Origin of the sequence: Ideonella lacteola (assembly GCF_038066555.1) — a bacterium.
GTDB classification, from domain to species: domain Bacteria; phylum Pseudomonadota; class Gammaproteobacteria; order Burkholderiales; family Burkholderiaceae_C; genus Ideonella; species Ideonella lacteola.
The window spans coordinates 14,333-26,975 of sequence record NZ_JBBUTG010000033.1 but is presented as its reverse complement, the minus strand read 5'-3'; the positions used below and the strand labels follow the sequence as shown (position 1 = coordinate 26,975).

Genomic DNA, 12,643 nt, shown 5'->3' with positions numbered 1-12,643 from the left:
CCAACTCGGACGGGCCCGGTCAGGACCCCAGACTCCAGACGAACACCTCGCCGGAATCGCTGCTGTGCGCCACAAACTGTTTCACGCACTGCTTGTAGGAAAAGGACCGGGGAGTGTTCCATCCGCCATGCGGCACGTCATCAGGCCACCACGAGCGGCGCAACGGCGGCGGCGGCACCTCGCGTCCACTGCGCGCCTCGCACTCGGGCAGCAACCGCAACGCAGCCCCCTTGGGGATCTGGAACCGCACCATGACGGCCTGATTGGCCACATCATGGGCCTCGCGAATCGCCGTCGCTTCAGCAGGTATCCAGACGGGCAGCCACCCATGGCTGAACGCGCCAGCCGCCGCGGCTTCGGCGACCGTCGCGTACCGTGCCTCGGCAGCTTCGCCACAGGCCACGAGCGGGAAGACCGCCAGCGAGGCCAGGCACGCAGCCCATGCCCGAAGAAAGGTGAACTCCTTCAATGACTTCATGAATGACGTACTCCGCGTTGAATTGATCCATCCGGCGCCCGCCCCCGCAAGCCCTAGCTCACTTCCCTCGATGCCGCTTCTTCGCCTTATCGCGCGCCAGCAGGTATTGCTGCCGGGCCCGAGCCAGCCTCTGCTCACGCGACACTTCAACCCGGACCTTCTTTCGCGACTCGTAGCTGGCCTGAAGTGCGGCATCGGCCTGGCGGGTCACCCCATGTCGCAGCATCTCGCGGGCAGCCTGCCGCGCCAACCGTTTCGGGTTGACCGCGCCTGGTTGGGCAACGACGGCGTCGATCGCCCCGGCGACACCTTCGAGCAACGATAGCGCTTCTCCACGGATGAAAGCCGCGACCTCCTCGTCGTGAGGTTCGGCGCCGAACACATGGCGTGCGGCCCGCAACGAGCCAGACTCTTCTCGCTCCAGCACACCCACCCAAAACTGGCCATCGAAGTAGAGGGTCAATTGAATCCGACTGGGCACCCGCACATTCAAAATGTCGCGCCAGACCGCGGTCAACGGCCTGACCCCAAGTCCGCCCACGGTCTGCATCCACGGGTCGCCCGCACGGCCAGCCAGGCCAAGGTCAGCAGGCCCGCAGCCACCACCAGGCACAACGACAACGCCAGCATGCCGCGCCGTCCATGAAACTCTTGCTCGATCGTTCGATCGAACATGGCCACCACTGCCAGCGAAAAGCTCATGCTGCATACCGCAGTGCCGATGCACCAGCGCAGCCACTGCAGAAGTTTGTCCTCCGACGGCCAACCGAACACGATCCCGGTGACGCCCAACGTCAAGCCCACCTCCGCACAGGCCTCGATGGTGGCTTCCATTCAGTCGAGCCTTCGCCAGTAGTACAGGCTGACTCCCCAGACCAGCACCAGGCCGATCCATCCTGCTTCGGGGTGACGCCCCATCACCGTGTAATAGATATGCAATGCCAGCCAGATTGTCGTGAAGGCCACAGGTGCCCAACGCTTCACGCGCCACAGCCCTACGCCGGTCAGCGTCATGTTGACGGCCGATACCAGCACGTACGGGATGATCGATTCGAAGTGAACCCTATACATCGGCACACACAGCATCACCAGCCCGGGAATTCCGAGTGCGAAGTTGATGAGGCTGACAAGCGTGATGGGCCAAGGTCTGGAAAACATGTGAGTTCGCCCGCGAGGCGCGGGAGCTATTCAAGTGCTGCGGCGGATATCCGGTCGGCCCTCGTGGCTTAGCTCGCGCTTCGGCTCGCGGGCTGGCCATGCGATGCGCTGCCATCCCAGCCAGAGCGACGCCACGATGCCGACCATGAAACAGGCGCCGTGGAGGACAGGCAAGCCGATCGCATCCAGCATCGGGTTGGCAGATGACAGAGGCCAGAACGGATGCATATCGGCGTGCATCAGGCTGTCCAGCGCCACGTGCGAATAGACGCCAGCCGCCGCGCCCAGCGCCACGGGTTGGCGGCCCAGCGACTTCCAGCCGAACAGATCGGGCAGGTGGCTCTGCAGCGCCCTGCCGCCCGCGTGAAGCAACACGACTGCGGCAGCGACCGCGGTGGCGCCCAGGTAGGTGTGGAAGGTTCGGTGCAAGGGGAACTGGGCCGTCACCATGTAATACAGCGGCTCCACGTCGATCAGCACGTTGGCCGCCACAAAGGCCAGGAAACTGATGTGGGACGGCGCCATGGCGTGCAGTGCAGCGCCTGGCCCGAAGTGAAACGGCGTGATGGGCATGCCGAAGCGTCCGTGTGCGTTGAAGTGGGCCGATCCTGCCACGCCTCACGCCGGCGCCTGCATCGGCTCAGCCACCCTTTCTGCGATCTCGCGCCCGACGTCCAACGTCGACGCCCAGCCACCCAGATCGCGGGTGCGCGGACCGTCTCGCAACACCGATTCGATCGCCGCCAGGATCGCATCGTGCGCCGCGCGGCCCGCCCCTGTCCCATGGGTCAGGAAGTCGAGCATCATGGCCCCGGACCAGATCATCGCCATCGGATTGGCCACACCCAGGCCGGCAATGTCGGGCGCCGAGCCATGCACCGGTTCAAACAAGCTCGGGTGCTTGCGCTCGGGGTTGAGGTTCGCCGATGGCGCCAGGCCGATCGTGCCCGTGGTGGCCGGCCCGAGATCAGACAGGATGTCGCCGAACAGGTTCGTCGCCACGACGACGTCGAAACGGTCCGGTTGCAGCACGAACCGCGCGCTCAGGATGTCGATGTGCTGCTTGTCCATCGCCACGTCGGGATAGCGCCTTCCGACGTCATCCGCTCGCCGGTCCCACCACGGCATCGCGATCGCCACGCCGTTGCTCTTGGTGGCCACGGTCAGCCGCCTTCGCGCTCTGGCGCGCGCCGTCTCGAAGGCGAACGACAGCACCCGATCGGCGCCAATGCGCGTGTAGATCGACTCCTGGACGACCAGCTCACGCTCGGTGCCTTCGAACAAGATGCCTCCGGCTGACGTGTATTCACCCTCGGTGTTTTCACGCACGATCAGGTAGTCAATCTCACCGGGACGACGGCCCGCCAGCGGGCTGGGCACACCCTCGAACAACCGCACCGGCCGCAGGTTGATGTATTGATCGAACTCGCGGCGGAACTTCAGCAACGAGCCCCACAGCGAGACATGATCCGGCACGGTGGCAGGCCAGCCCACGGCGCCGAAATAGATGGCATCCACGCCCTGCAGGCGGTGCTTCCAGTCGTCCGGCATCATCTCGCCATGGGCGGCGTACCAGTCGCAACTCGCCCACTCGATCCACTCGACGTCCAGCTCGATACCGAATCGGTGAGCAGCCGCCTGCACGACCCGCACCCCTTCCGGCGCCACCTCCTTGCCGATCCCATCACCGGGAATCACCGCGATGCGGAATCGGCCTGGAGACCGCCCTGGAGATTGGCCATGGGTCGGGTCGACGGCCTCGTCGCGATTCGACGGGCGGTCTGGAGTGGGAGTCGGGCGCCCCGCCCGGCGGTGTACATCGTCGGTCATGGCTCCCATGCTAGGGGCGACGCACCCCCTGCTGCGCACACGCTGCGTGACCACTCTCAACACGAATCGTGTTGAATCAACCGATCCTGCCACCGCGACGCTTCGCGCGCCATCGCCACGGGCACAGAGAGGCAACCGGGCGCCGGGTGCGGCACATGTCAGGGCGCGCTCAGGCGCAGCAGGCGTAGTAGCCGGTGTACTCGGCGTGCTGGTGGGGAACACCCGGAACAAAGGTGACCCGCTTGCCCTTGGACAGCGAGTTGAAGATGACGGGGTAGCCCACGCCCTTGATGGCCGAGTTGATCACCACATAGGCCGCATTCAGGTTGTTGATCTCATCCCAGAAGTACCGCAAGACTTCAAAAGTCAACAAGGGCTTGGTACGGCGAGCCGTATCTGGCGCCACCGCATGCAGCATCTCATGGGCCTGCTCCGGGCGGATCCGCGCGTGCGCTGTCTCCACCAGGAAGATCGAACTGATGTCGGGCGACAAAGGCTCATTGAACTCTGCAGTGGCGAACGCGGACTGTCGCGAGGTGTCGAAATGGCACTGCATGTGCTCAGGCACTGTGCCATTGCGTTGCCGCACATAGACCTGCCAGTCCTTGTAGTCGAACGGCAGAGGCTCAGCGGCCTGCCGGAATGCGAGCCCACCCTTGGGTAGTTCGAGCACGCTCATCGGTTCGCGGGCCTTGTCCTCGAGTTCGACCAAGCCCAGCGCGAACTTGAGGCTGAAGTGCAGATGAGCAGGCCGTGTCAGCAAACGGCGAACGTGCCCCTCCTGAAGGCCCGCAGAGGCCAGCGAATCGAAGAGATCCTTGCAGAGGGCGGTGTGCATCGAAAGCTGCTCCGGAGTCGGTCGACGAGCCGCGCGCGGCGTGCCACGCGCCAAGGTGGCCCCGGAGTGATCGGCTGAAGCCCGGCGCCGTACCGCCCGCGCCAAGAACCTGTTGACCCGCCCTCCCTGGAACCTGGTCGTGCGCACCCGCCTCGCAGCGAGGCCCCGAGCGCGCCCAGGCAGTATTCGGCACACCCTTACCCCGCGATTGACCGAGTTGGCCGGGATTACGCGCCCAGTTCGATGCAGGCCCGCCGAACCGACATCACGAATCGTGAAGTCTGACAACACAGAACGTGCGGAACGCCTTGTCGGAAGGTTCGCTGTCGCTGGAATCGTCCGGTTCAAGCCGATGCGGAATCGGCGGGGCGGCGCACCGGGTTTCATAGGTGAATGCCCGCCCTGTGGGTGTCGCCGTGCACGGCCGTCGATATGCCCTGATGCGTCGCAGGCCCACGCGTCACGCACGCGAGTTACCAACTCCTGCCCGTGCATGAACAGTGACTGCAGACACGCCCGGGTGCGGTTCAGACGGGTTGATAGTCGTCTGGCCGACCTGCAAAGGGTCGGGCACTTGTTCGACTACCCCCCAATCACATGAGACCCCAACGATCTTTCACCACCATTGCAGCCCTGGCCATTTCCGTGATGGCCACCGCTTGGAGCCCTGCCACCGCATCGGCCGCCGTGCCGGGCCAGTTCGTGGCCAAGCTCTACACCGAAGCCCTTGGCCGCGCACCGGACCCAGAGGGTTGGCGCAATGCCATGCCCTACTTCGAGCAGAACACGTGCTCCCAGTCGGTCCTGGCCGAATGGGGCCAGTCGTTGTTCGACTCGCCGGAATATGCCGGCTTGGCCTACGACAACGCCGCGCACCTGCTGGTGGCCTATCGGGCCATTCTCAACCGTGAGCCCGACACCAACGGCTACAACCAATGGCTCCAAGCACTGGACAACGGCACGTCCAGCCGTGCGGGCGTCGTGGAGGCGATGTTCAACTCGAGCGAATTCGGCAGCTTGTCATCCAAGATCTGCGCCGGCGGCACCTACTCGTTCGGAACCCAGCCTGTGATGCGCGTTCCCATGCCGGCATCCGGCGGCTACGACTTCAAGACTGGCCAGGATCTGCAGGCCCTGATCGACAAATCTGCACCCGGCACGGTCATTGCGCTGCGGCAGCGTTCGGTCATCGTCATCGACAAGACTCTGCAGATCCGCAACGGCATCACGCTGGCCACGGCGGGTTCACCGGATTCACGACATCACGCCAACATGGCCAGGCTGGTGCGCGGCAACCAGGCTGATGGCAAGCCCTTCAACAGCGCGCTGATCGGCCTGGCGTTCGGATCTGCCACCCACTCGGGCACGTTGCGCAATGTCTGGGTCGATGGCCAGCGCAACAGCGGCAGTGCATGGACCTTGAACGCCATCAATGTCGAAATCCGCGGCGGCAAAGGTGTGGTGGTGAAAGACAACTTCATCTCGAACACGCTGGGTTGGACGGGCATCCAGGCCAGAGGCTCGTTTGACAAGTTCCCGTGCAGCAGCCTGCGCATCACCAACAACGTCATCACGTCCTATTCTGCGAGGCACTATGAATCGGGCAAGTACACCGATGGCTTGAGCATCGGCTGCGAGGGCGCCACGATCACCGGCAACGCCGTGATCGACGCCACCGATGTGGGCATTGCCGTGTTCCCTGCCGCAACGGTGCCACAGAAGAGCGTGATCGAGAGCAACACCATCCTCAGCGCTGGCAACAGCGCCTTCGCCGCGCTGGGGTACGACGGCTATCTGAAGCCCGATGGTTCGCAGATCACCACCAGTGATTTCAAGGGGGCCAGGTTGTCGAAAAACACCTTGTGGACCAGCCCGAATACCCACTTCATCATCGGGCTGTCGGTCGGCTCAAAGGCCTGGTGGGGCGGCACTGGCTTGAATGGCGATGGAGGCGCAGCCAGCGGCAATACGTCGGCGAAGATCCCGACCAACGTCGCCATTGCCGTGGGTGTATCGGGCATGTTGAACGCCAGCGTTCTGGACAACAGCATCGTCGCGAATCTCATGCCCGACAGCGACACCCTCTGCCCGTCGGGCAACGTCGTGGCTTCGGTGAAGGCGGGCTACGCCAGCGGCAGCATCCAACCCTACGCTGATCAAACCATCTCCGGCTGCATCAGCGACTTCGCGGCCCACCCGCCCGAGTACTGAGCGGCGCAGACGACCGGATGGACAATCCGTCCGCCCCGCCAGGCAGCCCCTTGATCCCGGGCTGCCCTCGGCGATGCCTCCGCGGCGGCTCCCCCGGTATTGATAGCATCCGGCTCTTACCGTTTCACCACAGTTCGTGTTGAATTCCACTCCCGACACCAACGACCTTCGCGTGTTCTGCGCGGTCGTCCGCACTGGCAGCTTCGCGTCGGCTTCTGTGGACTTGGGCAGTTCGCCGGCGTATGTCAGCAAGCGCATCGGCTTGCTCGAACGTGCACTCGGCGTGCAGTTGTTTCACCGCACCACACGGCGCGTGCAGCTCACCGAGGAAGGTCAGCGGGCCCATCAGGCCGCACAGCGCGTTCTCGAGGAAGTGGGCCTGCTCATGGAGAGTGTGGGGGGCGTCAAGCACCGCGCGCGCGGGCATTTGCAGGTGTGCAGCAGTTTCGGCTTCGGTCGGCTGCAGGCGGCACCTGCGCTGGCGGCGCTGCAGCGTCGCCACCCGGGCCTTCAGGTGAGGCTCGACCTGTTTGACCGGCTGGTGGACATCACCTCCGAGGGCTTCGATCTGGATATCCGGGTGGGCGACGAGATCGCGCCGAACCTCATTGCGCGCCGGCTGGCGCGAAATTGGCGAGTGTTGTGCGCGTCGCCAAGCTATGTGGACACCCACGGCCATCCCGGCACGGTCGATGAACTGGCCATGCGCGATTGCCTGCCGATCAAGGAGCGTGACCACCCCTTCGGACTGTGGCGTCTGGTGGACGGGCATGTCGAGCGCGCGGTCAAGGTCAGGGGCCCGCTGGCCAGCAACAACGGCGAGGTGGTGCTGCAGTGGACGCTGCAAGGCCACGGCATCGCCCTGCGTTCGCTGTGGCAGGTCGGCCCGTTGCTGGCGTCGGGTCGACTCGTGCACGTGTTGCCCGAGGTGACTCAGCCCGCCGACATCTGGGCCGTCTACCCGATGCGGCTGGAAAGGTCGGCGAAGCTGCGCCTGGCCGTCAACTTTCTGGTCGATTGGTTTGGCCGAAACCTGCCTGACCCAGAGCGGGTCTGAGCAGGCGCCCGTTGTCTGACAACATCGTGCAGAAGCCGATCAAGCGGGCTCCGGCTCGCGTAGGTAAGTAGTTTCCCCCTGGGAGAGATGTTGCCCAGCCGCATTTGTAGTTGTACGATGACTGACAACAAGAATCGCCGGAGCCCTTCATGTCGCCGCAAGAACTCAAGCAAGCCCTGCAAGCGGGCCTGCTCTCCTTTCCCCTGACCGATTTCGATGGCGACGGCCAGTTCGAGCCGCGCGGTTACGCCGCCCGCCTGGAATGGCTGATGCCGTACGGCGCCACCGTGCTGTTTGCCGCCGGCGGCACGGGTGAGTTCTTCTCGCTCGAACCTGGCGAATTCAGCCAAGTCATCCGGGTGGCGGCAGACACCTGCCGCGGGCGTGTGCCCATCGTGGCCGGTGCGGGCGGCGGCACGAGCTTGGCGGTGAAGTACGCCCAAGAGGCCGAGCGGGCCGGCGCCCAGGGCATCCTGCTGCTGCCCCCCTACCTCACCGAATCGACCCAGGAAGGGCTGCTGAAGCACGTCGAGGCGATCTGCCGGGCGGTGAAGATCGGTGTGATCGTCTACAACCGCGGCACCACACGCTACGCGCCCGACACCTTGCTGAAGCTGGTCGACAGGTGCCCCAACCTGATCGGCTTCAAGGACGGCATCGGCGACATCGAAGCGTTCGTCAACGTGCGCCACAAGCTCGGCGATCGGGTGGCCTACCTCGGTGGGCTGCCCACCGCGGAAGTGTTCGCAGGCGCGTACAAGGCCATGGGTTGCCCGGTGTATTCATCGGCGGTCTTCAACTTCATTCCGCGCACCGCCATCGAGTTCTACAACGCGCACGCTGCCGGCGATCACGCCACCACGCAGCGTTTGATCCAGGACTTCTTCCTGCCCCTGGTCGAGTTGCGCAACCGCGGGCCGGGGTACGCCGTCAGCATGGTGAAGGCCGGCGCCACCATCGTCGGCCACAGCGCTGGCCCGGTTCGCCCACCACTGTCCGAACTGACCGCCCCCGAGGTGGAACAACTGCGCGCATTGATCGGGCGGCTGGGCCCCCAATGAACCACCGGCCGGGGCCCTGCGGCTCGCCCCTTCTTTGACGGACCGGCTGCCGACCTGCCCGTGGGTCTGCGTGCCGGTCAGAAACGATCTCTTCCCCACCATGCCCTCGACCCCGACCGTCGTCTCGCTGCGTGCCATTCCCGTGGCCGGCCGCGACAGCATGCTGCTGAATCTCAGCGGCGCTCACGCCCCTTTCTTCACCCGCAACTTGCTGGTGCTCACCGACAGCTCCGGCCGGCAAGGCGTGGGCGAAGTGCCCGGTGGCGAGGCCATTCGCCAGACGCTGGAAGATGCGCAGGGGCTGGTCGTCGGCCGCAAGCTGGGCGACTGGCAACGCGTGCTGAACGACATTCGCCAGCGCTTCGCCGACCGTGACGCAGGGGGGCGCGGGCTTCAGACATTCGACCTGCGCACCACCATCCATGCGGTGACGGCCGTCGAATCGGCGCTGCTCGACCTGCTCGGCCAGGCGCTGGACGTGCCCGTGTGCGCCCTGCTGGGCGAAGGGCAGCAACGCGATCGCGTGCCCGTGCTGGGCTATCTCTTCTACATCGGCGACCGTCGCCGCACCGACCTGCCCTACGACAGTGCGGCGGATGCGGATGACGACTGGCTGCGACTTCGCCACGAGCCGGCCCTCGATCCGCAAGCGATCGTGCGCCTGGCCGAAGCGGCGCAGCAACGCTACGGCTTCCAGGATTTCAAGCTCAAGGGCGGGGTGCTGCGCGGCGAAGACGAAGTCGAAGCGGTGCGCGCGCTCAAGGCGCGCTTCCCGCAGGCGCGCATCACGCTTGACCCCAATGGCGGCTGGCTGCTGAAAGACGCCATCCGCCTGATGCGCGACATGCACGGCGTGTTGGCCTACGCCGAAGACCCCTGCGGCGCCGAAGGCGGGTTCTCGGGCCGCGAGGTGATGGCCGAGTTCCGCCGCGCCACCGGGCTGCCCACCGCAACCAACATGGTGGCCACTGATTGGCGGCAGATGGTGCACTCGCTGGCGCTGCAGTCGGTCGACATCCCCTTGGCGGACCCGCACTTCTGGACGATGCAGGGCGCCGTTCGTGTCGGCCAGACCTGCCGCGACTTCGGCCTCACCTGGGGCTCGCATTCGAACAACCATTTCGATGTGTCGCTGGCGATGTTCACCCATGCCGCCGCAGCAGTGCCGGGCCGCATCACGGCCATCGACACCCACTGGATCTGGCAGGACGGTCAACACCTGACCCAGCAGCCCTTGCGCATCGAGGGCGGCGAGGTGGAAGTCCCCACACGCGCCGGCCTCGGCATCGAGTTGGACATGGCCGCGGTGGAGCGGGCCCACGCCCTGTACCAGCGGCACGGGCTGGGCGCCCGCGACGATGCGGTGGCGATGCAGTACCTGATGCCGGGCTGGAAGTTCGACCCGAAGCGCCCTTGCCTGGTGCGCTGATACCCGCCCCTCGCCTCGGCCCCCGGCCACGTCGTCACCCCAGGAGACCTGCCATGCCCCGCCACCGGTTCGGCCTGATCGCTGCTGCGATCCTCTGTGCGACCCACCTTCCATGGGCGCTCGCCCAGTCGCCCGCGACTCCGGCCACGTGGCCCAGCAAGCCGCTGCGCATCGTCGTGCCCTATCCACCGGGCGGCTCGTCGGACATCATTGCGCGCGCCATCAGCCAGCCTGTGTCCGCGGCGCTGAAGCAACCCGTGGTCATCGACAACAAGCCCGGTGCCAACGGCAATATGGGCACCGATGCGGTCGCGAAATCGACCGACGGCCACACATTGCTGCTGTGCGATGTGGGTGCGCTGGCCATCAGCCCATCGGTGTACAGCAAGCTCTCGTTCGACCCATCGCGCGATTTGCGCGGGGCCGCCATGCTGGCCTATTCGCCCCACCTGCTGGTGGTGCACCCGTCAGTCTCGGCCAACAACCTGGGCGAGTTGGTGGCCCTGTCCAAGAACAGCAAGCTCGACTTCGCCGTCACCGCCATCGGCAGCGCACCACACCTGGCCGGCGTTGCGGTCGAAAAAGCCACTGGCGCGCGCTGGGAGTACATCCCCTACAAGGGCGGCTCGCAAGCCATCAGCGACACCATCGCGGGCCAAACCCAGGTCTTGATGAACGGCATGCTGGCCACGCTGCCCTTTGTGCAATCGGGCAAGTTGAAGGTGCTCGGCGTGTCCAAGGCCACGAGGGTACCGCTGCTCGCCCAGGTGCCCACCCTTCAAGAGCAAGGCGTCCAGGGCTTTGAATCAGGCACCTGGCAAGGCGTGTTGATGCCCGCCTCCACGCCGCCGGCGGTGCTGGCGAAGCTGTCGGCCGAGCTGACCCGCATCATCCGGATGCCCGAGGTGCGCGAACGCCTGGTGGCGCAAGGCGCGGAAGTGCACACCATGAACCCCGCCGAGTTCGGCGCCTTCTTCGAGCGCGAGCGGCGCCACTGGGCCACCGTGGTGGCGCAAGGCGGCGTGAAGCTCGACTGACGTCGATCGGCAGCGCAGCAACGCTGCGCGCGCTGGCTTGCCGTGGGCGCTGGCAGGCGGTTCCATGGCATGTTCCATTGCATGATCACGGGATGACGCTGCCTTCCTCCCCTGAACCTCGCGCCCCGGGCGCTTTGGCCTCACCCTCCGAGCTGCTGCGCGCGATGTTCGATGCCGCGGTGGCCGCGGCGCAGCCAGCGCGCTGCGTGGCCCACCACCTGCCGCCGCGGCCGAAGGGGCGCACCATCGTCATCGGCGCTGGCAAGGCCTCTGCCGCCATGGCCAGGGCGCTGGAACAGCACTGGACAGGCCCCATCGAGGGGCTGGTCATCACCCGCTATGGCCACGAGGTGCCGTGCGAGCGCATCGACATTGTGTCGGCGGCGCACCCTGTGCCGGATGCGGCCGGCCTGAACGCCACAGAACAGATTCGCCAGCGGGTGGCCGGCCTCACCGAAGACGATCTGGTGATCGCGCTGATGTCGGGCGGCGGCTCGGCGCTGATGGTGGCACCGGCGCCCGGTCTCACGCTGGCAGACAAGCAGGCCATCAACCGCGCCTTGTTGGCCAGCGGCGCCAGCATCAGTGAGATGAACTGCGTACGCCGCCACCTGTCTTCGATCAAGGGCGGGCGCCTGGCTGCCATGTGCTACCCGGCGAAGGTCGTCACGCTGTTGATCTCCGATGTACCGGGCGATCGGCCGATGGACATTGCCTCGGGCCCCACCGTGGCCGACACCTCAACCCGCGCCGACGCGCTGGAGATCCTCGCCCGTTACCGCATCCCGGCACCTTCGGCCGTGCAGCAATGGTTGGCGCGCGACGAGAGCGAAAGTATCAAGCCGGGCGACGTGCGCCTGCAAAGGCACGAGGTGCACATGATCACCACGCCGCAGGTGGCGCTCGAAGCCGCGGCTCAGGTCGCGCGCCAGGCGGGCTACACCCCCCTCATCCTGTCCGATTGCATCGAGGGCGAAGCGCGCGACGTGGGGCGGGTGCATGCGGCCATCGCCCGGCAGGTGGCCGGGCACGGGCAGCCGATCAGCCCACCGTGCGTGCTGCTGTCCGGCGGCGAAACCACCGTGACGCTGCGGGGCGATGGCCGCGGCGGCCGCAACGTCGAGTTCCTTTTGTCACTCGCTGTTGCACTGGAAGGCCTGCCCCTGGTGCACGCCCTGGCTGCCGATACCGATGGGGTCGACGGCGCCGAAGACATCGCGGGCGCGGTGATAACGCCCGATACGCTGCGACGCGCCTGGGCGCTCGGCATCAACCCGCGCCAGAGCCTGGATCGAAACGACGGGCACGGCTTCTTTCAGGCCCTGGGAGACTCGGTGATCACCGGCCCCACCTGGACCAATGTCAATGACTTCCGCGCCATCCTGATCGAGCGGCCCGCCTAGCCACCGGAGGTCACGGCTACGAAGGGCCTGATTCCCTATCTTGCTTGATACTCTGCGGCCGTCATTTGGAGTATGTTTCAGGTCGTCGAGCTGGCATGGAACTGGCTCGGCCCGCCCTCATCCAAGGACGCGCACCAGAAC

The 12,643-nt window shown here is 65.9% G+C and carries 13 protein-coding genes; 6 read left to right on the top strand and 7 right to left on the bottom strand.

The features are described 5' to 3' along the window. Positions 1–19 precede the first annotated feature (19 nt). From AACH06_RS28120 to AACH06_RS28090, 7 genes are all read right to left on the bottom strand, one after another. Entirely contained in the window at positions 20–469 is a 450-nt protein-coding gene (locus tag AACH06_RS28120; protein WP_341429132.1) for a YbbD-related protein, read from the bottom strand. 67 nt (positions 470–536) lie between these two features. Next, a complete protein-coding gene (locus AACH06_RS28115) occupies positions 537–995 on the bottom strand; it encodes a YjdF family protein (RefSeq protein ID WP_341429131.1) in 459 nt (152 codons plus the stop codon). After that, positions 992–1,312 carry a hypothetical protein gene (locus AACH06_RS28110; RefSeq protein ID WP_341429130.1) on the bottom strand — a complete coding sequence of 107 codons (321 nt, stop codon included), beginning with the start codon at positions 1,310–1,312 and terminating at the stop codon, positions 992–994. Before AACH06_RS28110 ends, AACH06_RS28115 begins: the two co-directional genes overlap by 4 nt. Then, on the bottom strand, positions 1,313–1,636 hold the full coding sequence (locus tag AACH06_RS28105) for a hypothetical protein (RefSeq protein ID WP_341429129.1): 324 nt from the start codon (positions 1,634–1,636) through the stop codon (positions 1,313–1,315). A 30-nt stretch (positions 1,637–1,666) separates the two neighbouring features. After that, complete coding sequence (locus AACH06_RS28100) at positions 1,667–2,209, bottom strand: hypothetical protein (protein WP_341429128.1); 543 nt, start codon at positions 2,207–2,209, stop codon at positions 1,667–1,669. Between the two features lie 45 nt (positions 2,210–2,254). Next, positions 2,255–3,466, bottom strand: coding sequence for a tartrate dehydrogenase (locus AACH06_RS28095; RefSeq protein WP_341429127.1), 1,212 nt, complete (start codon positions 3,464–3,466; stop codon positions 2,255–2,257). Positions 3,467–3,635: 169 nt separating this feature from the next. Beyond that, on the bottom strand, positions 3,636–4,304 hold the full coding sequence (locus tag AACH06_RS28090; protein ID WP_341429126.1) for a hypothetical protein: 669 nt from the start codon (positions 4,302–4,304) through the stop codon (positions 3,636–3,638). A 597-nt stretch (positions 4,305–4,901) separates the two neighbouring features. On the opposite strand from AACH06_RS28090, the gene AACH06_RS28085 reads away from it, so the two are divergent. The 6 genes from AACH06_RS28085 (at position 4,902) to AACH06_RS28060 (ending at position 12,502) form a co-directional block, all read left to right on the top strand. Next, a complete protein-coding gene (locus tag AACH06_RS28085; protein ID WP_341429124.1) occupies positions 4,902–6,515 on the top strand; it encodes a DUF4214 domain-containing protein in 1,614 nt (537 codons plus the stop codon). A 139-nt stretch (positions 6,516–6,654) separates the two neighbouring features. Further along, positions 6,655–7,572 carry a LysR substrate-binding domain-containing protein gene (locus AACH06_RS28080; RefSeq protein ID WP_341429123.1) on the top strand — a complete coding sequence of 306 codons (918 nt, stop codon included), beginning with the start codon at positions 6,655–6,657 and terminating at the stop codon, positions 7,570–7,572. A 149-nt stretch (positions 7,573–7,721) separates the two neighbouring features. After that, positions 7,722–8,633, top strand: a complete 912-nt coding sequence (gene kdgD, locus AACH06_RS28075; RefSeq protein ID WP_341429122.1) for a 5-dehydro-4-deoxyglucarate dehydratase — start codon at positions 7,722–7,724, stop codon at positions 8,631–8,633. A 100-nt stretch (positions 8,634–8,733) separates the two neighbouring features. After that, positions 8,734–10,062 carry a glucarate dehydratase gene (gene gudD / locus AACH06_RS28070; protein WP_341429121.1) on the top strand — a complete coding sequence of 443 codons (1,329 nt, stop codon included), beginning with the start codon at positions 8,734–8,736 and terminating at the stop codon, positions 10,060–10,062. 53 nt (positions 10,063–10,115) lie between these two features. After that, positions 10,116–11,099 (top strand): Bug family tripartite tricarboxylate transporter substrate binding protein, encoded by a 984-nt coding sequence (locus tag AACH06_RS28065; protein WP_341429120.1) that lies wholly within the window; start codon positions 10,116–10,118, stop codon positions 11,097–11,099. A gap of 92 nt (positions 11,100–11,191) precedes the next feature. Continuing rightward, positions 11,192–12,502 carry a glycerate kinase type-2 family protein gene (locus tag AACH06_RS28060; protein ID WP_341429119.1) on the top strand — a complete coding sequence of 437 codons (1,311 nt, stop codon included), beginning with the start codon at positions 11,192–11,194 and terminating at the stop codon, positions 12,500–12,502. Positions 12,503–12,643 lie beyond the last annotated feature (141 nt).

Excerpts from the sequence above, each read along its gene's own strand:
- AACH06_RS28090 (WP_341429126.1), bottom strand. The coding sequence starts at position 4,304 with ATGCACACCGCCCTCTGCAAGGATCTCTTCGATTCGCTGGCCTCTGCG.
- AACH06_RS28100 (WP_341429128.1), bottom strand. The coding sequence starts at position 2,209 with ATGCCCATCACGCCGTTTCACTTCGGGCCAGGCGCTGCACTGCACGCC.
- AACH06_RS28060 (WP_341429119.1), top strand. The coding sequence starts at position 11,192 with ATGACGCTGCCTTCCTCCCCTGAACCTCGCGCCCCGGGCGCTTTGGCC.
- gudD (WP_341429121.1), top strand. The coding sequence starts at position 8,734 with ATGCCCTCGACCCCGACCGTCGTCTCGCTGCGTGCCATTCCCGTGGCC.
- kdgD (WP_341429122.1), top strand. The coding sequence starts at position 7,722 with ATGTCGCCGCAAGAACTCAAGCAAGCCCTGCAAGCGGGCCTGCTCTCC.
- AACH06_RS28110 (WP_341429130.1), bottom strand. The coding sequence starts at position 1,312 with ATGGAAGCCACCATCGAGGCCTGTGCGGAGGTGGGCTTGACGTTGGGC.
- AACH06_RS28095 (WP_341429127.1), bottom strand. The coding sequence starts at position 3,466 with ATGACCGACGATGTACACCGCCGGGCGGGGCGCCCGACTCCCACTCCA.
- AACH06_RS28105 (WP_341429129.1), bottom strand. The coding sequence starts at position 1,636 with ATGTTTTCCAGACCTTGGCCCATCACGCTTGTCAGCCTCATCAACTTC.
- AACH06_RS28065 (WP_341429120.1), top strand. The coding sequence starts at position 10,116 with ATGCCCCGCCACCGGTTCGGCCTGATCGCTGCTGCGATCCTCTGTGCG.
- AACH06_RS28085 (WP_341429124.1), top strand. The coding sequence starts at position 4,902 with ATGAGACCCCAACGATCTTTCACCACCATTGCAGCCCTGGCCATTTCC.